The sequence below is a fragment of the Halobacteriovorax marinus SJ genome (assembly GCF_000210915.2).
In the GTDB taxonomy this organism is placed as follows: domain Bacteria; phylum Bdellovibrionota; class Bacteriovoracia; order Bacteriovoracales; family Bacteriovoracaceae; genus Halobacteriovorax; species Halobacteriovorax marinus.
Genome location: NC_016620.1, coordinates 156544 through 180221, shown reverse-complemented (window position 1 = coordinate 180221; position 23678 = coordinate 156544). Strand labels below are relative to the sequence as shown.

The window sequence follows — 23678 nt, the reverse complement described above, 5'->3', positions numbered from 1 at the left end:
ACTATTATATACCCATTCAATGACACACCAAAGCAATTTCACGTTTTTCCTAACTCTTTTAGACAACCTATTAAAATTACAAGATTTACTTGTTTAAAGTGCTATTCAATCAAAAGAAAGGTATAATGGTTGTGGGTCTTGTAGTTGGCAATAATAGTTTTTTCGCCCTACAATCTCTTTCACGGAGGCGGTCCCTGATTATGGTGAGCAAGCTTGCACTTGGATTCTATCTAAGGAGCGAGAAGCCTAAAATAATTACTTACTGCAACCACCTGTCAAATGGCGGGCGGAAGACTCCAATTTGACAGCTCCTGACCCTCTTTTCTTACATCTAAAATCACTAAAAATTTGACAGAAAACGAACAGTTACGGATGATTGTTATATGGATCAATTAAATCAACAAAAAGAAGTTTCAACAAAGTGGATCGAGAGCTTAGCTCTTGAGGAAATTAACATGGAAGAGTCTGGAGTAGTAAACTTCAATGACCACCTCAACCCTCTCCACATGCTCGAAGAGTCATCTATCGACTTCATGGATGAACTCCGCGAAAAATTCGAAATTTTTGTTTCAAAATTTAATGAATATAGAGGCTCTCATCAGTCGGGCTCTGCTATTAAGATCTTTAAAATATCAAATACCATCAATGATTTTATGCTATTTAGAAATAGCTTAAGACTTATCATTGCAAGAAAAGCTGCCGACCTCATCACAATTGGTTTTCTGGCCAATGGAAAAGAAGTTTTCTCAGCACGTCTTAGATCGACAGACTCAAGTGGATCACAGGGTGTTCATGAAGTAAGGGCCCACCTAGGTCCATTCAATGACATCACGTGGAGATTTAACGGTGAAGTTGTCGAGCCTGAAGCCCTTGTAAGACATTACCTTTCTGAGTTTATTAGAAATTCTGCAAGATAATTTCAACTTTAAATAAAAGTTACGTCTTCTCCACCAGAGGAGCCGCCTCGTGCAGTTTTTGCTTTACCCATAAATCGTTTAAAAGTGAACTCTAGTGACTCTTTCACGGTAGGCATATTAATATTTAGGAAGCCTTCGATATTTGAGATATCTAAATCAAAGTTAATTTTATCTCCGGACGGAAGAGTTGCAGCAGAGGCAACGAATGGAAATGGCCATCGACCCTTTTGTACAAGACCAGAACTTTCCGAGAAGATCTCGCAGTAATCCTTAACAAATTCATTAAAGCTTGCCGTATTATTGGAACTAATTTGAAAGAGTCTATTCTTTACACCCTTTTCAAAACAAATCTTTAAGATCATGGCAAGGTAGTAAACATCTAAATAACCTGTTTTCACATTATCATCACAAGAAATATTCTTTCGATCCATAAAGTCTTTTTGAATCGTTTCAAAGAAAGTCTTTCTATTTTCAATATGACCGCGCCCATAGAGTTTACAACTTCTAAAAATAATATAATTTAGCGACGACTTCTGTATATAAAACTCGGCAGAGGCCTGAGTCTTTCCATAAACAGTATTTGGATCAGGTATATCCATTTCTATATACTGCTTATCTTCACCAGCAAAAACAAAGCCCGAAGATAAATAGCAAACTTGAGATTTATACCTCTGGCAGTACTCTACAACATTGAATAAACCACTTGCATTGAGAGCATCAGCGAGATCAGGATTTCTTGAACACTCCATTACAGACGAGAGCCCAACAGCATATATTGTAATATCAGGCTTAAAAGCATAGAGAGCGAGTTGCACCTCTTCTTTATTTAAAACATCACATGGTAGCGCTAGAACACCTGGAATAAAGATTGGATTTTTATTATATGTACCAACAACTCTAAAATCTTTTTTAAAGAACTCAGCAAGGTTTGATCCAACAAAAGATGATAGACCGAATATTAAAATTGTTTTTTCTCTTTTTGGTACTAGAGTTGTGACATTTTCCATAGAAGTATCATACCACTATTTAATTTCCAGGAAAATAAACGAAAAAATGCCCGTGCTTCATTCGAAGCAAGGGCAATAAAGAACAATATTTAACCAAGTAATTTGTTGGCTATGCTCGGGAACTGGTTAGCTTGCGATAACACTGATGTTCCAGATTGAATTAGGATGTTGTTTTTAGCTAACTCTGCTGTTTCGGCAGCGATATCTACATCTCTAATTCTTGACTTAGCCGCACTTAAATTCTCATCACTGATCCCCAAGTTGTTAACAGTTGACGAGAGTCTGTTTTGTAGGGCACCCATATTGGCCCTAATTCCATTGACTTGCACAAGTGCATCATCAAGTTTTTGTAGAGAAGACTGAGCTCCCTCTTTAGAGGCAACATTATCTGCTGAAAGCCCAAGAGTTGAGATCGTAGCATCTGATCCAGTTCCATCATAGACGAGTCTATCGTTGATTGGATCATTGTGAATACCGACCTGAAACTCCATTCTCCCACCTGTTCCATCGAGTAGCTTAACTCCGTTGAATTCACTCGACCTTGAGATTCTGTCAATCTCTTCTTTAAGGTTTTGGAATTCAATGTCAGAGTACTTTCTTTCCTCTGGTCCAAGTGTGTCGTTGGCAGCTTGTACTGAGAGTTCTCTAAGTCTGATAATAATGTTTGAAATCTCATTTAAACCACCTTCAGCTGTCTGGATTAGGGAGATTGCATCGTTTGCATTTCTCTTTGCTTGTCGCATCCCTCTAATCTGGGCCTTCAAGTTTTCGCTTATAGCGAGTCCTGCTGCATCATCCGCAGCTCTAGTTATTCTCTCTCCTGAAGAAAGTTTCCTCAGGTTGTCGTTCATATTTCTGTTTGTAGTACTTAACGTTCTTTGTGCTGATAGCGACGATACGTTAGTATTTATTCTCATTCCCATGATTAATCCCCTTCAAACATTGCTACCTCCTGTGGCGTACTTCGAACCTCTTGTTCAAAAAAATTATTAATATATTAGTTTCTATTTCTTCTTAATTACTTTGTTCTATTTATTGTTCTTTTGTATTCTTATTTTTATAAAGCAACTGAATCTTGCAGGATAATCAATTGCTATAGATTATTCATCCATTTGGTCCAATCATCTGGCCCTCTTAATACAAAGTTTAAGTTAATTCAAAATCCTAGTGACCATTGGTCACTAGCTTACCCTTGAGAGGCTGATTGAATTAAGCTTAAGGCGTTCTTTGTACTAGAGTTCGCTTGAGATAGAACTGATGTACCAGCTGTCATTAAGATATTCTGCTTAGTTAACTCTGCAGTCTCTGCAGCGATATCTGTGTCTCTAACTCTTGAGTTAGCAGCAGAAAGGTTCTCAACACTTACAGCAATGTTGTTAATTGTTGATTGAAGTCTATTTTGTAAAGCACCAAAGTCAGCTCTAATACCTGATACAGATACAATCGCAGAGTCAATTGAAGACAATGAGTTCTGAGATGAGATCTTGTCAGCTACAGAAGCAAGATTTAATCCTAAAGCGGCAACGTTAACGTCTGCGCTTGAAGCATCAAAAGTTAATCTATCACTTATAGGGTCATTTCTCGTTCCGATCTGAATATCAAATACTGCTCCAGTTCCGTTTAGTAGTGGAACTCTGTTAAACTCTGTAGAGTTTGCAATTCTATCCATCTCTGATGTTAATTGCTCGAATTCAACATTAAGAAATTTTCTCTCTGTTGCTCCGATAGTATCAGAAGCGGCCTGTACTGAGAGCTCTCTAAGACGGATTAGTATATTTGATACTTCCCCTAAGGCACCTTCAGCAATTTGAACTAAAGAGATACCATCTTCAGCATTTCTCTTTGCTTGTCCAAGACCTTTAATCTGTGCTTTTAAATTTTCTGAAATTGCGAGTCCAGCGGCATCGTCACCAGCTCTGTTAATTCTTTGACCAGACGATAGTTTCTCTAACGACTTGTTCATGTTGATACGCGTACCACTTAGATTTCTTTGTGCATTAAGTGACGCAACATTTGTGTTAATACGAAGTCCCATTTCATCCTCCTTGATGTGAGTGTCAGTAGACTCGTTCTACTGATCAATATGTCCATCCATGACATATTCTTCATGTAACTCTTCGTCGCGTTTCTCCCTTTCTTTAGAAAAAAGTGTTTAATCTTTAGACAGGCAAAGATTGCCCAACAACCAATAATATCAACAACTTAATACACATTTTTATTATTTCCTCACTCATAGAAGACCAAAATGTAGAAAAAGTATTCAAAAATAAAAAAATAATTAAAGTATTTCTCCGTTAGAATAATGAATTATGAAAGACTTTTTTCAAACAACATTAGCTCAAGCACCTGACTACTTTGATGAAACGATCTCATTAATAGAGAAGGGATTTAAATATCCCACACATCATAGTTTTCTTACTGACTTCTATCCTCTTCTTGGGCCACTCAATCATCACAACTGCCACCTTTTAATTGATAACAAGAAAGTCATTGGCCACATTGCCGTGAAAGAGAGAACTCTCCACTATAAAGGAATAGAAACACCAGTTGCTCTTATTGGTGGAATCGTTATAGATGAGCGCTATCAACAACAGGGAAACTTCACTCCCTTCTTTAAGAATATTCTAGAAAGGTATAAAGATGATAATTCTCTCTTTCTATTATGGTCAGACCTTAAGTCTCTCTACAATCGCTTTGAGTTTTACGAGGCCGGTGGAGTTATTCAGACAGGAACGAAGAAGTTATTAAATGAAAACCTCTCTAGTGATTGGAAGCAAACAACTTTTAAAAGTTTAAGTCCAGAAGACTTTAATCAAATTAAAGATCTCTACGCGAATCAGAATAACCTAACTCTAAAGAGAAGTGAGAGCGACTGGGATCAAATAAAGGAAATAACCTCATCTAATCTATATATTAAAAAGAGTGATGTTATTAATTCATATTTTATAAAAGGAAAAGGTAACGACCTCACAAATATTATTCATGAGTTCATTACTTCTCATGACCCTATTGATCAGTACGAGCTCTTTTCCGATTATCAACTTTGGCTACCAGAAAAATATAATAAGGTATTTAATAAGAAAGATATTTTTTATAGCTCATTTATGAAAATTGCCAATCCTATCCTTCTGTCAAACTTTTTAAGAGAACTTACAAATGATCAATTGAGTATCAACTCATTTATGAAAAATGAAATCAATATTTCTTACTTAAATAATTCATTTGATTTTAAAGTTGATGAATTTCTCACTGGGATCTTCGGACCTACTCCCATTAAGGAGTTTGAACAGATTATTCCAGGCATCTATATTGGTGGAGTTGATTCGATCTAACTAAAGCTTTCTAGACAAATTAAATCCCTTTAAGAGAAGGACTGTAGCAATTGCCCAAAGTATATATGTAACCGTTGGTATATCAGCAAAGTGATTCACTACTCTAGTTCCAATAAGGAAAATACCAGAACCAATAAAGACTGATGCAAGTAATGAGTGACTTAAGAAAAGAATTGCAGTTGTAACCTGGTCAAATTGTTTCTCATGTCCCTTGTGTACAATCTCAAATGCATATCCCTTCTTTGAGAAATCTTTTAAAAACCACTTAATATGACGAGGAAGAACTTTGGAGCTTGAAAGAAAATCTCTCCCCAGCCAGACCGCCTCTTCAATAAGATCTTCCTTCTTGAAACTATTTTTAACAATAGAATAAATATCACTCTCCATTAACGAGAAGAGATCAATATCCATATTGAGACTTTTGCCAACTCCATCTAAAGTGATTAAAGCTCTAAAGACAATAAACCACTCTCTCGGAAGAAATATCTCGTGCTTTCTAAGTGTCGTAATCACTTCTCGTAGTACAACATTAAAATTTGTCTGCTGAACAGTTAATCCAACAAAAGGAGAAAGTGCATCTCTGATATCAGAAGTTAGTTCGTCTATATCGGGAATTGATTCATATTCCGCAACGTCTAGAAACTCGTAAACAAGATTCTCATAGTTAAAGGTTAGAAGAGCATAAATTATGGCAATGAAATTTTCTCGCCCCTTCTTACTCAAGTGCCCCATTAGACCAAAGTCTATTAGTCCAATATTTTCATCCTTAAGATAGAAGAAGTTCCCACCATGAAGATCTGCATGAAAGAAGCCATCAGTTAGAAAGGTTTTAATAAAAGTTTTTAACCCCTTCTCAAGTTGAGGTGCAATTTTTTCAATTTGTCCCTCAAAGTGTTCAGCTTCACTAAAGGGAGTTCCATCAAGTAGTTCCATAACAAGAACTCGCTCAGAACTATACTCTTTATATACTTTAGGAATATAAAAGAGACCTTCCTTGTCGTGAACAGCTAGATTCTTTTTTAGCTTCTCACTATTTAATGCCTCAATATTAAAGTTAAGCTCATTTTGCAGAGAAATGGAAAAGTCTTTTACGATTCTTGAAATTCCAAGATATCTAATTTCATCACTTACTTTCTCTATTTGCTTTGAAACAAAGTTCATAATAGAGAAATCAGTAATCATAACTTTCTTAATATTAGGTCTTTGAACTTTTAAAACAACTTTTGATCCGTTTTTTAAAGTTCCTCTATAAACAACACCAATAGATGCGGTTCCAATAGGCTCAGGATCAATATCAGAAAATACATTCTTCCAAGACTCCCCTAAGCTTTCATTAATAATTTTTACAGAATCATCAAAAGGTACGGGCTTAACTTGATCTCGCAAAATTTTCATTTGAGCGATAAAGGATTCATCAAATATATCTTCTCTCGATGAGAGCAATTGACCAAATTTAACAAAGGCCGGCCCAAGTTCTTCGAAACATTTTCTAAGTCTAAAACCTAGCAGTTCACCCCAGTCTTTATGCCCCTGTTCTTCTAGCTCTTTTTTGATCCCTTTCTTACTTCTTGGTAAAACAAAGTTTGGAATAAGCTGCGTTAATGAACCAGATATAAATTCGTCAAATCCGTGGCGAGCAAAGATGACAAGAATTTCTCTCAAGCGAGAAACATTTCGAATTGTTTTGGTTATTCCAATACCTGTTTTAATTAAATCCATATACTTATCTTAACTCATTACACACTACACAAATAAGCGGCAAAAGCATCCCACCAATGTCTATTTAAAAAGAGTGCAAAGTAAGTTAGAATGGAACTTTACGAACGATTAGGAGAAACCGATTAAAACAGTCTCTATTTTGCTTATTTTTTTGATTGTATCTACAACGGCCCATGGACAAGAAACCTGCTCTAGAACAGCCGTAATCAATCAACAAGAAGTCTTAATTGACTCAAATGCAACTCAAAAGGGAGAGGGGCTAAGGCATTATCTTGAAAGAGATAAGGTGGCCTCGGAATTTCTTGAAAAGTATCAAGATGGTACTAAAGTGCAGTGGCACAACGCCGCCCTTGGAACGATTGGTACCTCAATGATTATCTCTAGCTTCTTTGTAAACTCCAGTGGAAGTAATAAGAAAACACTACTCATTGGTGGTATCACTTCTATTATTGTAAATTTTCTAATGGCCAGAACGTTTGAGGCTTCAAACGAAAGGCATTTGAACCGCGCAATCCTAGAATATAATAAGAGAAATCTACCTCAGATTGAGTTTAATCAAACAGGACTAGGCAATAAGAAAAGTAATAGCTATAAGACAGTTTATTTAGAAAAGAAGTGGAGCTTTTAGTGACGCCAGAGACCAAGATTAATTGTCATTCATGTAATAAGAGTCTAGACCTTGAACAAAATGCAAAGGTACTAAGGAGCGAAGAATGCCCCTATTGCTACGCGAGTGTGCATTGCTGTAAAATGTGTGAATTCTACGATTCAACAGCCTATAATGAGTGCCGCGAGCCTAGCGCTGATAGAATTGTAGATAAGGAAAAGGCTAACTTTTGTGACTATTTCATTTTAAAAGGTCACTCTGGCGGTGGAAGTAATAAAGATGATCTCCTAAGCGCCGCAAACTCACTATTTAAAGACTAAGGAAAGAATGTATGAGTAATGAAACGCCAATTACAAAAGAAGGATACGATAAAGTTCAAGCTGAGCTAGATCATTTAATAAAAGTAGAAAGAGAAGAGCTTAAAACAACAATTGCTGAAGCGAGAGAACTTGGTGATCTTAAAGAGAATGCCGAGTACCACTCTGCCAAAGAAAAGCAATCTGTTGTTGAGGGTAGAATTATGCAACTTCAGGGTGTTATTGCTAACGCTCAAGTTATTGATCCTAAGACAGTAAGCACTGATAAAATCGTATTTGGCGCAACTGTAACTCTACTTAATGTAGAAGAAGATGAAACTGTTGTTTATAAAATTGTTGGAGAGATTGAATCCAATATGAAAGAAGGTAAAATCTCTTATAAATCACCTCTAGGAAAAGCAGTTATTGGAAAAGAAGAAGGTGACACGGTTATTGTTAAAGCACCAAAAGGTGATATTGAATATGAAGTCGAGTCATTTGAGTACATCTAGTCTTAACTGGAACTCAAATATTCAGGACCTCTACTCAAGAGGTCCTACTAAAAGCGCTCAATCTCTTATAGACGCTGGTTACTCAACTCTCTGGCAACTTCTTTGGATTATTCCACTACGAACACAGGCCACTCCAGTCATTAAAAATTTTCAAAATGCATACGAAGAATGTCTCTTCAGTGGAGTAGGAAAAGTACTTTCAACAAAGTCACTGCCAAGCTTCAAGGGAAGAGGAAAAAATCAAGCTCCCCTATTAAATATTACAGCAATAGTTAAAGATATATTTTCTGACAACATTATTGAATTAAAGTGGTTCAATGCCTACCCTTCTCAATCACAGAGCATTCAAAAATTAGACTATCTAAAGTTTAGCGGAAAGGTGCAAATCTATAATAGTTCAAAGCAAATTGTGAATCCTGACTTTGAAAGTATTCTTAGTACAGAGCTTCCTACTAAAGAAGAAGAGGAGAATCCTCTTCCAAATTTAAAAATTCAATATCCCACTATAAATGGTGTTAATTCCAGTAATATAAAAAAAGTTATAGATAAGATTCCGGCACAACTCTGGAGAGAGATAGAAGATATTATTCCAGAAGATATTCGAGAACAAAGAAAACTTCTCCCCCTAGATCAATCTTTCTTACTTATTCATGCGAAGACAGAACACTTAGAGAAGTGGAGCGACGGTCTATATGAAGAGGCGAAGAAGAGACTAATATATGAAGAGTTTCTAGACGAGCAATTAAAAATTCATCTAAGAAAGAAAAAGAACATCAATATTTCTGCCATTAAGCTAGAGATTAAGGATGTAGATCGTAAGAAATACTCATCTATATACCCTTATGAGCTAACACCAGATCAAGACTCTACCCTTAAAGAAATTTGCATCGACCTTAATTCGGGAAAAAGGATGATGAGACTTGTACAAGGCGATGTTGGATGTGGAAAAACAACCGTTGCCATTACTTCTTCATTTTTAATTATTAATAGTGGTCTTCAAGTGGCCCTTATGTGTCCAACCGAAGCTCTAGCAAAACAACACTTTGAAGAAATTCAATCATATTGCCACGATCTCAAATTCACCTCAAAGCTTCTTTGTGGCTCGACGAGCTCCAAAGATAAGAAGGAAATTCTAAAAGGTCTTGAAAATGGAGAAGTTGATTTTATTATTGGAACCCATGCACTTATACAGAACGAAGTTAAATTCAAAAATCTTGCACTTGCTATTATTGATGAACAACATAAATTTGGAGTTGATCAAAGACTAAAACTTCTAAACAAAGGTGAAGGAACTCATTGCTTAATTATGTCGGCCACACCTATTCCTAGAAGTCTTAGTATGACTCAATATGGAGATTTAAATATTTCGACTATAAAAACAATTCCATCAGGAAGAAAGGGTTCAAAAACAAGAATTGTTATGCCTGAAAACTTTGGAAAGTTTTTAAATTTTATAAATACGAGGGCGAGCATGGGAGAACAGATCTATATAGTAGTTCCAGCAATTACAGAGAGCCCCAAACAAGATATGTTAAATCTAGAGGAAGTTCTTGAGAAGTTTAAAAAGTTTTTTCCAAATCTAAATGTTCAAGGCCTACATGGCCAGCTCAAGAATGAAGATAAGAATCAAGTATTGAAAGAATTTAAAAATAACGAAGTAAATATCCTTATTGCAACAAGTGTAATTGAAGTAGGGATAAATATTTTAAATGCAACCGTTATGGCCATCATGAACCCTGAGAGATTTGGTCTTAGCTCACTTCACCAGCTTCGTGGAAGAGTCGGCAGAGGTGATAAGCCTGGCTTTTGCTTTCTCGTTATTGACAAGAGTGTATCTCAGGAAAGTATTCACCGTGTTCAAGTTATCGAAAAATATAGCGATGGATTTCAGATAGCTGAAGAGGATCTAAAAATTAGAGGTGCCGGAGATACTTTTGGAAAAGAGCAATCAGGCAGTAATAATGGAAAGAAAATTGCTAATATTATTTTAGATTTCTCAACTTTGCAGGCCGTAAGAGATGACCTCTCAGAGATACTTAAGCAAAACACTTCTCATTTTAAGAGAAAGCTCGAATCCCTGGCAAAAGATGCAAAAGTTTTTTCCACTATTTAGTCATTCCCTTTTTTGGTAAAATAAAAGCAATGATTATATTAGATGTTCTTGAATCACATAATCCTTTTCTTTTAGGCCCTCATAAAAATTATGGGAATATGATTTCTATTGGAAAAGCAAAGAGACATAATATATCAGATAGTAATCTTGAAGTTTTCAATCTAAATGTTGCAAATGACAAACTCTACATTGAGAACAAAAAAAAGAATGTCTTTTACAAAATAAATGGAAAGAAAATTTCAGGTAAGAAATCTCTGTCTATCGGAGATCAATTTTCATACCTTGACTTCCACTTTAAAGTGGTCGATTTTCAATATAGTCACATAGATCCAATTACAGACACTGAAAGTCTTTATTCCAAGAGAATTGAAGAGTGTCCTGAGTTAGAAAGTATTTTCTCTCATATTGAGCAAGAGTTTATACATCTAGAGAGAATAAAATATAATGAAGAATGAGTACCCAGATTATTTCTATTCCGAAGATGGCACTAGAATTTTCTATTTAACAAATTTTAAAAAAGAAGAACTGAATGAAGATGAAGTTGTTATCGTCTTTAATTACGGTCTTGTTTGCAACCGTAAACACTTCTCCCCACAAGAGGAGTATTTCGATAACTTAGGATATAAGATTTTAATCCACGACTATCGTGCCCACTATAGTTCATCAGGACAAGACCAAATCGAGTCATGTACCTTTAAAAATATTACTAAAGATTTAAAAGGGATTCTCACTCTCTTAGATATTAAGAACCCTATTATGATTGGTCATAGTATGGGAGTAAATGTCACTTTAGAGTATTGCAAGAACTATCCACAAGATGTCTATAAAGCAGTTGTTATCTCTGGGACAGTTCTTCCTCCACAAGACATTATGTTTGATTCTAATATTGTTGATGTTGCATCACCTTTTATAAAATCATTCGCAAAGGACAACCCGAAGGTTTTTGAATTTATATGGAAGAATTCTTATAAGAATCCCATCGCAAGAAAAATAGTTTTAGATGGAGGATTCAATACTAAGAAAGTTGAAGACTCTTTTGTACAAATCTACATGAAGAAAATCAGTGAATTACCCAAAGACATTTTCTTTCATCTTTTAGATCAAATGAAAGAGCACGATATTATTTCATCACTTGAAAATATCAACACTCCAACGCTTATAATCGGTGGGGATTCAGATAAAGTTATACCAAACTACCTTCAAAGAATCCTGCATCAATATCTACCGAGTTCAAAGCTCTATATTCTAAAAGACGGAAGCCACGTTCCGCAAATTGATTTCCCAGAACTTACAAATAAGAGAATAGAAACTTTTATCAAAAGAACTTAGACTTCTAAGTTCTTATACTTAATTAAGTTTCCAAATACTCTCTTCATGGCCGAGCGAGTTTGTGCCTTCTTATACTCAGCATGAGAAGCTTCGCCCTCAGTGTTTTCTTTATGGGATTTTAGGTCAGCAATTTGAACTTCAAATGGATAAAAGAATCTAACATCTCTAGCAATCATTGAGAGGTCTAAATTCATTATACTCTTTGCTAGTTCACTCTCACCATCTTCTTTAGCAGCTTTTCTTACTGCACTAAATTCTTTAAAGAATGGATTCTTATATTTGATCAACTGCCTACAAGTGAATTGAATGGCCTTATATTTTTTAGAAGTGTGTTTATTTCTATCTTGATCAGTTAAACCTATATTCTCAGCAATTTCTCTCTCAATTGCATTTAAGAAACGATCTTCAGCTAAGTCGTTACGCAAACTCATCTTAATTATATTTTGATACTTTTCTTTTAAGTCCTGTAGATTGACCAGAGTATTTATCGAGCGACTTGGCTTAATATTATGAGGAATTATAATATTTTCTCTCACTAAAAAATTTACAACTCTAAGAGCATCAAACTTTGACTCAGTTATAAACCTTACTCCAACTCTATCAAATAGCTCCTCAGCAACATTTTCGACTTTATGAAGTAATTTAATAATAACACTTTCTCGAGCTTTCTTTGATTTAGTCTCAAAGTCGATAAGCTTAATCTTCTCCTCTCCATTGGAGAGAAAGAGGCTGTCAGAGTCTCTAGTTATATACTTATAAAACTTATCAAAAATTTGTGTTTGGATAACAGAGAAGTACGTTGATCTCAGATCTTTATCTACGTGAAGAATTGTATGCATAACCTTAAGAATAATTTCGGCCCACAGCTGATCTTCTCTCTCTGTACCTTCTTTCTGTCCCGTTGCAAGCATAAGAAGTTCACTAACATCTGTAATCATATAAAGAGAGTTAGGAATCTTTAAGTCGAGACCTTCACTATTACCCTCTTTTAAAAAGTATCTGCGTACAAATTGCATGGCCTCTTGAAAGTTTCCAAATAGCTCGGCCTTACTAATTGGATCATTCGGATCGAGTCCATATCCTTTTAGGAATTGATTTATTTGATTCGCTTCCATCAATGGTGTGACAAAGAATTTAGAATCGAGTGCCGATCTTCCCCCGACAACAACATCGAGTATTTCCCAATCGAACATATATTTTGATAAATAATCAGGTCTAACCATTTAATCTATTTCCTTAAAGAACAAAATAAAATACCATGAAGCTATGTCAGAAAAAAATAAGCCAAGTCTTAAAAACATAGACATCCTCTTCCTTTCAGTATTTGGATCGGGATTCTTTCCATGGGCCCCAGGAACTTTTGGAACTCTTGTCACCATGCCGTTCTTATTTGCATTGGGAACTCTTGGCGCTCCATTTTTCTTATACATTCCCTTTCTGGTAATTTCCACCGCTGGAGCTTGCTTTGTCACAGACTTCACGCAAAGAAAATATAAACTACATGACCCTTCATGGATAGTTATTGATGAATCTCTCGGCGTGGCCACAACATGGCTCTTTCTCCAGAATCACTCGGTGCTACATTATACAATAATTTTTGCCCTATTTCGATTCTTTGATATCGTGAAAATATGGCCAGCAAGCTATTTCGATAAGAAAGTACACCATGGTGCCGGTACGATATTAGACGATATCATAAGCGGTCTCTTTGCAGGTTTTGTCTATTTGATCATTAATGCGCTAGGCGTAATTTAAACTTACGCAACTTACGCATTTTTCTCTTGACTTACGCACCACTTACGCAAATAATTTAATATATAAACTGATTAGCAAGTTTCTCAAAACTTGAATTTTAGAATGCAAATAATCATTAATTACAAGCATTTGAATTTCAATAAAGTGGAGCTTTTTGCATAAGTTTAACCGTGCTTAAAGGCACCTAAAGTGATAGCGTAAACGAATCACACATTTCAATAATTACAATGTAGGAGTAAAGAAGATGGCTTCAAAATCAACTACCTCTTCAACAGAGGCAAACAAAACAAAAGCACTAGACCTGGCCCTTGCCACAATTGAAAAGCAATTTGGAAAGGGAGCTATCATGAAGCTCGATTCTGAAAAGAAACTTGAAAAAGTTCCGGCTATCTCAACAGGTTGTCTTGGACTAGACCTCGCTCTTGGAGTTGGTGGTATCCCTCAAGGTAGAATTATTGAAGTATACGGTCCAGAGTCATCTGGTAAAACAACTTTAACTCTTCATGCGGCAGCAGAATGTCAAAAAGCTGGTGGTACAGTTGCATTTATCGATGCTGAGCATGCACTAGATACTTATTACGCAGAAAAGCTAGGAGTCGACGTTCCTAATACACTTATATCTCAACCAGATTCTGGGGAACAAGCACTAGAAATAGCTGATATGCTTGTTCGCTCAGGTGCTGTTGACCTTCTTATCGTCGACTCTGTTGCTGCCCTTACTCCTAGAGCAGAGCTCGAAGGTGATATGGGTGACTCACACATGGGTCTTCAAGCAAGACTAATGTCTCAAGCCCTTAGAAAGCTTACAGGTTCGATTTCAAGATCAAATACAACAGTTATTTTCATTAACCAGTTAAGAATGAAAATTGGTGTTATGTTTGGAAACCCTGAAACAACTACTGGTGGTAACGCCCTTAAGTTCTACGCTTCTGTTAGAGTAGATATTAGAAGAATCGGTGCTATTAAAAATGGTGACGAAGTTGTAGGAAGTAGAACAAGAGTTAAGATTGTTAAAAATAAAGTTGCTCCACCGTTTAAGCAAATTGAATTCGACATTATGTATGGAGAAGGTATTTCTAAAACAGGTGATGTTCTTGACCTCGCTGTTGAACACGGTGTTGTTGAAAAGGCAGGAGCATGGTTCTCATACAATAATGCAAAAATTGGTCAAGGTAGAGAGAACTCAAAGAACTTCTTAAGTGAGAACAAAGATATCTTTGAAGAGATTAGAAACAAAGTTCTAGCAAAGAATGGTTTAATCACTTTAGAAGAAGAAGCTGTCGACAAAGAAACTGGAGAGATTATCGAAGAGACAGCTCCAGTAGAAAAGAAAACAAAAGCAAAGAAATCGAAGAAAACAATTCAATAATTAAACTTCTATCGCACAATAGGGCCCAGATGAATATCTGGCCCCTATTTTTCTAAATATGACTCAACTGCAAGAATCATCAACAAAGAACGCATACCTCTATATTATAAAGCTACTCACAAAGAGAGATTACTCTAAATACAAATTAGCAAATAAGCTTAAGACAAGAGGGTTTTCATCTAATCATATAGAGGAGGCTATTCAAGAGGTTGAAGACAAAGGTTACTTAAGAGAGAATGAGTATGCTATGTCCAAAGCCAAATCACTGATGCTTAAAAATAATCATCCCAATTTGATTATCTCTAAGTTATCAGAAGAGAATCTCTTCGTAAGTACACAAGAGCTAGCTGAATTATTTCAAGAGTATCGTCAAACGACGAGAGTTCAAATTGAAACGATTATTGAAAAGAAGCTAAGAACAACTAAGCTCACACCAGATCTAGACTTCTTCTCACCTTCTATACAAAAGATTATTAGACACTGTCTTTCTAAAGGACATGACCTAGATGAAGTGAAAGAGACTTTCTCCAACATCAAGAATCTCTCTCAGTAACTCATTAATCCGAATCTCAGTTCACACTCAAAATTATTTATGTTAAATTTTTAATGAACAAAGGATTATTATGAATTTAGCTAAAGTACTCTTACTCATTTTTACTATTTCTCTATTTTCTTGTAAGAAAAAGGATGACTCTAATACCTTAAATGTCTCAATTTCGGGTGAGATCTCTACACTAGACCCAGCAAATAGTTACGATACAATTTCAGCGTCTATCGTTTACCAAGGCTATGAACCTCTATATGAGTACCACTATTTAAAGAGACCCTATACTATTCAACCACTTTTAGCAGAAGCGATGCCTATCATTGAAGACAATGGAAGAAAGTATACAATCAAAATCAAAAAGAATATTCAATATCATGATGACCCTGCTTTCAAAGGAAAAGCAAGATTTGTAAAAGCAGAAGATTTTATTAATCAAATCAAAAGGCTGGCCTACTTACCAACTAATAGTAATGGATGGTGGCTATTTGATCAAAAAATCAAAGGATTGAATGACTTTAGAAACTCTGTAGGAAGAGATTTTGAGAAATTTAAAACGACAAAAATAGAAGGCCTAAAGGCAATCGATGACCACACTCTTGTCATTGAGTTAAATGAAAGTTACCCACAAATGCTCTACACATTAGCAATGAGCTTCACTTCACCAATGCCTATTGAAGCAATTGAGATGTATGAGAATAACTTAAACGATAAAATTATAGGAACTGGTCCATTTAAATTAGATTCTTGGACATCATCTACAAAATTAAGACTTATAAAGAATGAAAACTATCGAAAAGCTTTTTATCCTGGGCAAGGCGATAGAATTGCAAACTCAAGGAATCTACTAAAGGACTCAGGAAAGGTTATTCCTTTTATTGATAAGGTTGAATACAACGTCTATAAAGAAGCACAAACAAGATGGCTTAACTTTAAGGCCAAGAAGATCGACTTTCTAATCATTCCTAAAGACAATTATAGTTCAGCTGTTGATCCAAATGGGAATCTTACAAAAGAACTTCAAGAAGAGAATATAAAGTTACAAATTTTTCCAACTCTTACTTATTGGTGGCTATCATTCAATATGCAAGATCCATTACTTGGAAAGAATTTAAATCTAAGAAAGGCGATCGCGCATGCTATAGATGTTGAAAGATATATCAAAGTATTTACTAATAATATTGGACAGAAATCTAACTCGATTTATCCTCCAGGAATTCCAGGGTACGACCCATCTGCTCAATTACCTTATGAATATAATCTAGAAAAGGCACGTGAGTTCTTAAAGAAAGCAGGCTACCCAAATGGTAAGGGTCTTCCAACACTCACTTACGATGTAAGAGGTGTTAGTGCTACAAATAGACAACAAGCGGACTTTGTTAAATCAGAACTCGGTAAGATAGGCATCAATGTTCAGGTCGCTCTTAACAACTTCCCAGCATTTCTAGAAAAAGCAAGACAAGGAAAACTACAATTCTGGCAAGATGGATGGGCCCTAGATTATCCAGATTCAGAGAATGTTCTTCAGCTTCTAATATCAAAGAACCATGCTCCTGGGCCAAACTCAACGTTCTACTCAAATAAGGAATTTGATAAGCTCTTTAATAAACTAAAAGTTATGCCAAACGGACCTGAGAAGATTGAGGTTATGAAGAGAATGGAGGAGATTATTATCCACGATTTACCATGGGTAATGCAGTACTATTCTAGGAACTACATCCTTTATCATGACAGGCTAAATAACTATCGTCACTCTGACCTGATCTATAATAATTTTAAATATCTAAGACTTAATCAAAAATAGCTAAGCGCTCGAAAGGGCGCTCACTTGCTTAAGAAAATCGGCAAAAAGCTCCACATCCCCTCTACCAGAGGGGTTTTAAAACTTGATCATTTTAGTATCTAAGCATTTCTAACGATGAGTAGTTATGACCAATTGTTATTGGTTAACCTGCTACTTAGGAATGGAAATGAAAAAGATAAACCTGCAAATTATCGCCATTGTAATTTTTATGTTTACTGCAAGCATGGGCTTTGCCAGAGACTTTATAATCTTCAGCATCGTTCAAGACTTACCAATGGGCTATCAAAATGAAACTGTTAATAAGAACTTCTATGTGAATATTGGAAGTGAGCAGGGAGTAGACCTCGGTACGACACTTGATGTTTATAGAACAATTTCAAGACTAGACCCCTATGAAACAAAACAGCGCTATCAATACCAAGTTAAAATTGGAGAATTAGAGGTTCTTCATACTGAAAAAGATACTGCGATTGCTACTCTTAAAGAGTCTAATATTGGTAAAGACGCAAAGGTTTATGATATTGGCGGCTTTATGATTGGCGACAAGGTAAACGTTAAAGTTAAATAACTTTCTTTGTTAAAGAGTGTAGGACGGCCCTGCGCTCTTTCACTAAAGCAATCATCTTATTAATTGCTCCAACAGACTTCTCTAACTTTTCAATTATTTTTGGATCAACTTCTTCTCCATCATTTGATTGGAGATTTCTTAAGGCAACATTTCCCATTCCTTGAGCAACCACAATATGATTACTAAGGTCATGTAAAAACTTTCTCTCTGCCATTGCTAATTCTTCAACTGATGTTTCCATACCGACTCCTAAGCTAAATCATAGCACAACAGTTAATTTGGAAAACTAATTTTTTTCAATTCAGTAGACTGAATTAATTTAGTATTAAGGCTAAGACTTAGAACATCCTCAATTTCTAAGAATAAGAGATACTCTTCCCCTATGGAGAATGTTTCTCTAGTTCGAACATTTATTTTATTTATCTTCTCGCCCTTAAAGAATCCTCTAAAATGAAACTCATATCCACATAACTTATTTGTTTTAACGACTTTCTCGCACACAGATATAACAATTACCTCATTCAAAACTTTCTCCCATTTCCTTTTCTCGGGGAGATATATTAAAATTAAGGATAAACTTTCATTTTATAAGTTCTCTAAATTAAACCAGAGCTTAATTAGGATTAATAATTCATGACAATTAAAAGAAATATTCCTGCGCTACTTTTACATAAATACAAAACAAACTCCCAATCAAAGTCAATCGGTTGGATTAAGAATGGGAAAGTTACAACTTTAAATACTCACGAGTATTACGAATGTATTGCCAAGATAGCGACTGCACTAGAGGAAGTTGGCCTAAGGTCTAATGATAAAGTTTCAATACTAGCTGACACTTCCCATATCTGGCACCTCTATGATCTATCTTGTCTGTGTCTGAATGCTACAGTAGTTCCTATCTATCCTACTTATACTGATGAAGAGGCTGAATATATTGTTAACCACTCTGAATCTAACGTACTGGTCATCGACTCAGAAAAACAACTTTCAAAAATTTCAAACGTAATCTCTCAGTTAACGACCCTTAAAACTCTTATCATCCTCACTGAGATTAAAAATCAAGAACTCATTCAAAAGTGTAGTAAGTACACTAAGATCTATACCCATACTGAGCTACTAGAAAAAGGAAAGCTCATTACCTTGGATAAGCCTAATAGACTTGAAGAGCTTATAGATAGCGTGCAAGATAATTCTCTAGCTTCTATTGTCTACACTTCTGGAACGACTGGACAACCCAAGGGAGCGATGATTCGCCATAATGCTTTTTGGTCTATGTTACAAAATGTGAAGTCGGGTCTTGGGCACAATATAAATGAATCAGATAGATTACTGACATTTCTACCTCTCTCACATGTTTTAGGTAGATGCGATTCTATGCTCAATCTATCACTAGGAATTGAGAATATATACGCAGAAAGTATTGATAAACTTGTCGACAATATCTCTGTTGCCCAGCCTACAGTTATGATCTCAGTTCCAAGAATTTTTGAAAAAATTTATTCTAAGACCCAAGATACAATTGAAAAAGAAAGTTTCATAAAGAAGAAGCTCTTCTCTTGGGCAGAGTCTATTTCTGGTGAGTACTTTGACTATCTGGATAGGGATCAATCTCCTCCAAGTAAAGTTTTGATAGCAAGAAACCTCGCTTACCAAACAGTATTTTCAAAAATATATAACCGCTTTGGTGGAAAGATACGCTTCTTTGTTTCTGGTGGCGCTCCCCTAGGTGTAGATATTATTAAATTCCTCAGATGCGCAAACCTTACTGTTCTCGAAGGATATGGCCTAACAGAGACTATTGCCCCATGTTGCGTAAATCCAGTATCTAAGCAAATGCCAGGGACTGTTGGTCTTCCACTTGGAGACACTCAATTCCAATTCGATGATGATGGAGAAATACTGGTTAAATCCTCAGGGCTCTTTAGTGGATATTATAAGAATGAAGAAGAGACGCAGAAGGCCTTCAAGGATGGTTGGTTTAGAACCGGTGATATTGGCTCATTAAATAGTAGCGGATATCTTCAAATAACAGACAGAAAGAAGGATATCATCATCACATCGGGCGGGAAGAATGTCGCGCCACAAAAAATTGAGAATCTACTAAAAATAAGAAAGTATATTACTCACTTTATGGTTGTCGGAGACAAGAGGAAGTTTCTCACTGGCGTTGTTGGTATTGAAAAGGAGTCTTTCCTAGAAGTTCTCCCTGCTCTCGATCTGCCAAGCAATGTTGATATTGAAGAACTCTCAAAAAATCAGGGAGTTATCAATCTTATTAAGGAAGATATCGAAAGCGTCAACAAGGAGCTTGCTAGCTTTGAGACAATAAAGAAGTTCTATATTGCCCCCATAGAGTTCACTCCAGAATCGGGGCTCATCACACCATCTTTAAAGCTTAAGAAGAAAGAGATTTTAAAAAGGTTTGATAAAGAGATCGACGCATTGTATAACTAATGGTAACTTTGACATTACGTTAGAAATATCATATTTAGAAATATCCATATATTTAATTAAACGGAGATACATATGGCCAGAATTACAATTGAAGATTGCTTGGAAAGAGTTGAAAACAGATACGAGCTTGTTCACCTGGCAGTAAAAAGAGTTAAGCAACTTAGAGAAGGTTCTGAATCATTAGTAAGAAGCAAGAACAAAGAAGTTGTTACTGCACTTAGAGAGATTGCGGCCGGTAAAGTTAAGCACGCTCCAGTTAGTGAGTACGATTCTGACGAATTCTAATAATTTCTAAAATTATATATAAAAAAAGGGAGCTTAATTGCTCCCTTTTTTTTATCTCTTCTTTTTAAATGCTATCTTTAAGACTTCATCAAAATGCTCTACTGGGTAGAACTTAAGCCCCTTTCTATGTCTGTCAGGAACTTCTTTTAAATCCTTTTCACAATCTTTCGGAATAATAACTTCTTTAATTCCCGCTCTCTTTGCTGCAAGAACCTTCTCTTTAATTCCTCCGACAGGAAGGACTTTTCCAGTTAAGCTTAACTCTCCAGTCATCGCCAACTGTGGTCTAATCTTCTTATTAGTAGCTAAACTATAAAGTGCCAAGGCCATTGTTATACCTGCACTTGGCCCATCTTTTGGTGTCGCTCCAGCAGGTAAATGTAAATGAACTTCGTGCTCAGAAAGATAATCCTCTGGCATTTCTTCATCTGCATCTTTTTTAGTTCTCTTCTTAGGCTTTTTACTAAGTTCTGCTTCAATTTCATCTTGAAGGATTTTCTTAACGTAGCTATAGGCCAAGTTTGCAGACTCATGCATTACGTCTCCCAACTGACCAGTTAACTTAAATCCACCTTTTCCAGAAAGTGGTAAAGTCTCGATAAAGAGAATTTCTCCACCAAAAGATGTCCACGCTAGACCTGTTACTACACCTGGTTTAACTGCTTTCTGTGCAACATCACTTTGATAGCGTGCACTTCCAACAAGTTTCTCTAGGTCTGCAGGAGAAGGAGAAAACTTCTTCGCCTTTCTCTTAGCATTCACTTTAAGAAGAGCTGCTTTTCTACATAGCTTAGCTACGTATTGCTCCATAATCCTTACACCAGGCTCTCTAGCATAATCAGAAATTAGCTTCTTTAATACAGAAGCTGATAAAGAGAAATCACTCTTCACTAGACCGTGCTTCTTAAGCTGCTTAGGAATTACCCACTTTGTTGCAATTGAAACTTTCTCTTCAATCGTATAACCACTTAGCTCAATGACTTCCATTCTATCCAATAGAGGCTCAGGAATATCACCTAAGTAATTGGCCGTAGCAATGAAGAGAACTTTTGAAAGATCAAAAGGTATATCTAGATAGTTATCGATAAAAGTTGAGTTCTGCTCAGGATCTAAAACTTCAAGTAGCGCAGAAGCAGGATCACCTTGGAAAGATTGACCAAGCTTATCGATTTCATCCAGCATGATAACAGGATTATTAACTTCTACTCTCTTCAATGCCTGAATGATTCTACCTGGCATTGCTCCAACGTATGTTCTTCTATGACCTTTAATTTCTGCTTCGTCTCTCATTCCACCAAGACTAAAGCGATAGAACTTTCTTCCAAGTGCCTCAGCAACACTTCTACCTAGTGAAGTCTTACCAACACCAGGAGGACCAGAAAGACATAGAATTGTTCCGTCGTATCCTGGCTTTAATTTTCTCACGGCTAAAAATTCTAAAATTCTTTCTTTAGCTTTCTCTAAACCGTAATGATCTTTTTCAAGGATCTTTGCTGCCATAGGCATATCAACTTTATCATCTGTTGATTTATCCCATGGTAGGTCCAACATCCAATTAATATAAGTTCTAGCAACGTTATATTCTGGAGAAGAGTCAGGAATAACTTCTAATCTATCTAGCTCTTCATTTATAGACTTCACTGTATCTTCAGGAAGATTGGCCTCTTCTATTTGCTCGCGCATTCTTTTTAAGTCACGAGACTTCTCATCCTCATCCATTCCAAGTTCGGATCTAATGACCTTTAACTGCTCTCTTAAAAAGTATTCTCTTTGATACTTATTAACTTTATCATTAACTTCATCAGAGATTTTCTTCTGAATATCAGCCACATCTTTTTCTCTTTTTAAGTAAACTAAGAGCTTTGCAAATCTCTTCTTTACAACAAGAGTTTCTAAGAAGTCTTGAGCCTCTGGAATATCTAGTGAAATTGCAAATGCGACTAAGTCAGCAAGAGCACCTGGCGAAGGAGGATTAAGCATAGCAAGCTTCATCTCTTCGTTGAAGTATGGATTGATCTCACTTAATTTCTTAACTTGGTTAATAACCGATCTAGTGTAAGCATCAAGCTCTTCATCAGTTTCTAAAATATCTTCGAAAACATCAATCTTAGTTAAAATAAGAGGTGCCTCTTGAGAAATATTTGATGCTCTATATCTCTTAATCCCATGAACTAAAATATTCACAGAACCATCTGGTAACTTTAATTTCTTAACGACTTTACAGAGCACACCGACTTTATAGATATCTTTAGATGAAATCTCTCTCGACTCTAAGTCTAACTCTTCTTCTGGAACAAATTGTCCAGACTCATCCTTTAAGTCTGACTTAACAAGATTGAGAGCAATGTAACCAGTCTTTAATAATTGTTCATCTAGCTCTGGTGTAAATTTATCTTCTGTTAAAATAATTGGTGCAATCATCCCTGGAAAAATAGGGCTATTCATAATTGGGATAATAACAACTGACTCAGGGAAAGTTGTTTCATCCATATCGCTCGGTCTAATTTCGACCTGATAATCATTTTCATGATCTGACATGATGTCTCCTTAATTATTTAATATCAAAAACCAGTCTACCTGGTGAATTCAAGTAGAAGATATCGACATTTACAACTTTGTTAAATGTAATCTCTACTGAAAGTGAATCTTTGCTTATAGGAAAGAATTTAATGTCTTCAACGAACTTACTTTTTCCAAATGAGTCCGCCATTGACTTGATGGTTGTATCAAATAGGTCTATATAGAGTTTCTTCTCACTAGAAGAAATATTCCCATAGACTCTAGGTATCTCTTTCGTTTCAAAATCAAGTACGACTCTCTCATACCCTCTTTTTTCAGTGTAAGAGTGTCTTACGGCCTTAAGAGAAGACTTACGCTTAGGTCCACCATTGTGGAAAATACCGCTATCAAAATATACAGATTTCTTTGTACCTGAAACTCGACGAATCCTCTCCCCCATTAAATCTTGAGCGAAAGAAGTAATTGATAAACTTAAAATAATAATTGAAAAAATCCATTTTCTCATAATGTAATTTCCTAATGAAATCAGTCATTAACACTATAATAT

The 23678-nt window shown here is 35.8% G+C and carries 24 protein-coding genes and 1 other RNA gene; 16 read left to right on the top strand and 9 right to left on the bottom strand.

Annotated elements, in window-relative coordinates:
• Positions 1-123: 123 nt before the first annotated feature.
• Positions 124-322, top strand: a non-coding RNA gene (gene ssrS / locus BMS_RS17295) — 6S RNA.
• Between the two features lie 61 nt (positions 323-383).
• Positions 384-917 carry a hypothetical protein gene (locus tag BMS_RS00840; RefSeq protein ID WP_014242894.1) on the top strand — a complete coding sequence of 178 codons (534 nt, stop codon included), beginning with the start codon at positions 384-386 and terminating at the stop codon, positions 915-917.
• A gap of 8 nt (positions 918-925) precedes the next feature.
• Here the strand turns inward: BMS_RS00840 and BMS_RS00835 are convergent, their stop codons facing one another.
• The 3 genes from BMS_RS00835 to BMS_RS00825 all read right to left on the bottom strand — a co-directional run bounded on the left by BMS_RS00835 (position 926) and on the right by BMS_RS00825 (position 3959).
• Complete coding sequence (locus tag BMS_RS00835) at positions 926-1924, bottom strand: SDR family oxidoreductase (RefSeq protein ID WP_014242893.1); 999 nt, start codon at positions 1922-1924, stop codon at positions 926-928.
• 89 nt (positions 1925-2013) lie between these two features.
• Positions 2014-2847, bottom strand: a complete 834-nt coding sequence (locus BMS_RS00830) for a flagellin N-terminal helical domain-containing protein (RefSeq protein ID WP_014242892.1) — start codon at positions 2845-2847, stop codon at positions 2014-2016.
• A 263-nt stretch (positions 2848-3110) separates the two neighbouring features.
• The gene (locus BMS_RS00825; protein WP_014242891.1) at positions 3111-3959 is read right to left on the bottom strand and encodes a flagellin N-terminal helical domain-containing protein; all 849 of its coding nucleotides are present in this window, start codon (positions 3957-3959) and stop codon (positions 3111-3113) included.
• A 274-nt stretch (positions 3960-4233) separates the two neighbouring features.
• On the opposite strand from BMS_RS00825, the gene BMS_RS00820 reads away from it, so the two are divergent.
• On the top strand, positions 4234-5256 hold the full coding sequence (locus BMS_RS00820; RefSeq protein ID WP_014242890.1) for a GNAT family N-acetyltransferase: 1023 nt from the start codon (positions 4234-4236) through the stop codon (positions 5254-5256).
• Here the strand turns inward: BMS_RS00820 and BMS_RS00815 are convergent, their stop codons facing one another.
• Complete coding sequence (locus BMS_RS00815; protein WP_014242889.1) at positions 5257-6975, bottom strand: ABC1 kinase family protein; 1719 nt, start codon at positions 6973-6975, stop codon at positions 5257-5259.
• Between the two features lie 139 nt (positions 6976-7114).
• Here BMS_RS00815 and BMS_RS00810 point away from each other — a divergent pair, with 139 nt between their 5' ends.
• From BMS_RS00810 to BMS_RS00785, 6 genes are read left to right on the top strand one after another with little or no spacing between them, the layout of a single operon-like run.
• On the top strand, positions 7115-7603 hold the full coding sequence (locus tag BMS_RS00810) for a hypothetical protein (RefSeq protein ID WP_044557141.1): 489 nt from the start codon (positions 7115-7117) through the stop codon (positions 7601-7603).
• Positions 7603-7902, top strand: coding sequence for a hypothetical protein (locus tag BMS_RS00805; protein WP_052590544.1), 300 nt, complete (start codon positions 7603-7605; stop codon positions 7900-7902). Before BMS_RS00810 ends, BMS_RS00805 begins: the two co-directional genes overlap by 1 nt.
• Before the next feature lie 11 nt (positions 7903-7913).
• Positions 7914-8390, top strand: coding sequence for a transcription elongation factor GreA (gene greA, locus BMS_RS00800; protein WP_014242887.1), 477 nt, complete (start codon positions 7914-7916; stop codon positions 8388-8390).
• Positions 8362-10503, top strand: coding sequence for an ATP-dependent DNA helicase RecG (locus BMS_RS00795; protein WP_014242886.1), 2142 nt, complete (start codon positions 8362-8364; stop codon positions 10501-10503). Before greA ends, BMS_RS00795 begins: the two co-directional genes overlap by 29 nt.
• A 29-nt stretch (positions 10504-10532) precedes the next feature.
• Positions 10533-10958 (top strand): hypothetical protein, encoded by a 426-nt coding sequence (locus tag BMS_RS00790; RefSeq protein ID WP_014242885.1) that lies wholly within the window; start codon positions 10533-10535, stop codon positions 10956-10958.
• Positions 10948-11832, top strand: a complete 885-nt coding sequence (locus BMS_RS00785) for an alpha/beta fold hydrolase (RefSeq protein ID WP_014242884.1) — start codon at positions 10948-10950, stop codon at positions 11830-11832. The genes BMS_RS00790 and BMS_RS00785 overlap by 11 nt, the downstream gene beginning before the upstream one ends.
• On the opposite strand, the gene BMS_RS00780 is transcribed toward BMS_RS00785, so the two are convergent.
• A complete protein-coding gene (locus BMS_RS00780; RefSeq protein ID WP_014242883.1) occupies positions 11829-13055 on the bottom strand; it encodes a TIGR04552 family protein in 1227 nt (408 codons plus the stop codon). The two genes, BMS_RS00785 and BMS_RS00780, sit on opposite strands and share 4 nt — an antisense overlap.
• A gap of 43 nt (positions 13056-13098) precedes the next feature.
• On the opposite strand from BMS_RS00780, the gene BMS_RS00775 reads away from it, so the two are divergent.
• The 5 genes from BMS_RS00775 (at position 13099) to BMS_RS00755 (ending at position 17872) form a co-directional block, all read left to right on the top strand.
• Positions 13099-13587: a phosphatidylglycerophosphatase A family protein gene (locus BMS_RS00775; protein ID WP_014242882.1), complete on the top strand. Its 489-nt coding sequence runs from the start codon at positions 13099-13101 to the stop codon at positions 13585-13587.
• A 244-nt stretch (positions 13588-13831) separates the two neighbouring features.
• Positions 13832-14956, top strand: coding sequence for a recombinase RecA (recA, locus tag BMS_RS00770; RefSeq protein WP_014242881.1), 1125 nt, complete (start codon positions 13832-13834; stop codon positions 14954-14956).
• Between the two features lie 58 nt (positions 14957-15014).
• On the top strand, positions 15015-15509 hold the full coding sequence (locus BMS_RS00765; protein ID WP_014242880.1) for a regulatory protein RecX: 495 nt from the start codon (positions 15015-15017) through the stop codon (positions 15507-15509).
• 70 nt (positions 15510-15579) lie between these two features.
• Positions 15580-17304 (top strand): ABC transporter substrate-binding protein, encoded by a 1725-nt coding sequence (locus tag BMS_RS00760; RefSeq protein WP_014242879.1) that lies wholly within the window; start codon positions 15580-15582, stop codon positions 17302-17304.
• A gap of 166 nt (positions 17305-17470) precedes the next feature.
• Positions 17471-17872, top strand: a complete 402-nt coding sequence (locus BMS_RS00755; RefSeq protein ID WP_044557140.1) for a FlgT C-terminal domain-containing protein — start codon at positions 17471-17473, stop codon at positions 17870-17872.
• Here the strand turns inward: BMS_RS00755 and BMS_RS00750 are convergent.
• A complete protein-coding gene (locus tag BMS_RS00750; RefSeq protein WP_014242877.1) occupies positions 17865-18113 on the bottom strand; it encodes a hypothetical protein in 249 nt (82 codons plus the stop codon). The two genes, BMS_RS00755 and BMS_RS00750, sit on opposite strands and share 8 nt — an antisense overlap.
• A gap of 32 nt (positions 18114-18145) precedes the next feature.
• Entirely contained in the window at positions 18146-18397 is a 252-nt protein-coding gene (locus BMS_RS00745; RefSeq protein ID WP_014242876.1) for a hypothetical protein, read from the bottom strand.
• Positions 18398-18505: 108 nt separating this feature from the next.
• On the opposite strand from BMS_RS00745, the gene BMS_RS00740 reads away from it, so the two are divergent.
• A complete protein-coding gene (locus BMS_RS00740; RefSeq protein ID WP_014242875.1) occupies positions 18506-20326 on the top strand; it encodes an AMP-dependent synthetase/ligase in 1821 nt (606 codons plus the stop codon).
• Between the two features lie 72 nt (positions 20327-20398).
• The gene (gene rpoZ, locus BMS_RS00735) at positions 20399-20611 is read left to right on the top strand and encodes a DNA-directed RNA polymerase subunit omega (RefSeq protein ID WP_014242874.1); all 213 of its coding nucleotides are present in this window, start codon (positions 20399-20401) and stop codon (positions 20609-20611) included.
• Between the two features lie 51 nt (positions 20612-20662).
• Here rpoZ and lon read toward each other — a convergent pair whose 3' ends face one another.
• Positions 20663-23149: an endopeptidase La gene (gene lon / locus BMS_RS00730; RefSeq protein WP_014242873.1), complete on the bottom strand. Its 2487-nt coding sequence runs from the start codon at positions 23147-23149 to the stop codon at positions 20663-20665.
• Between the two features lie 13 nt (positions 23150-23162).
• Positions 23163-23636, bottom strand: coding sequence for a hypothetical protein (locus BMS_RS00725; RefSeq protein ID WP_014242872.1), 474 nt, complete (start codon positions 23634-23636; stop codon positions 23163-23165).
• Positions 23637-23678: the final 42 nt, after the last annotated feature.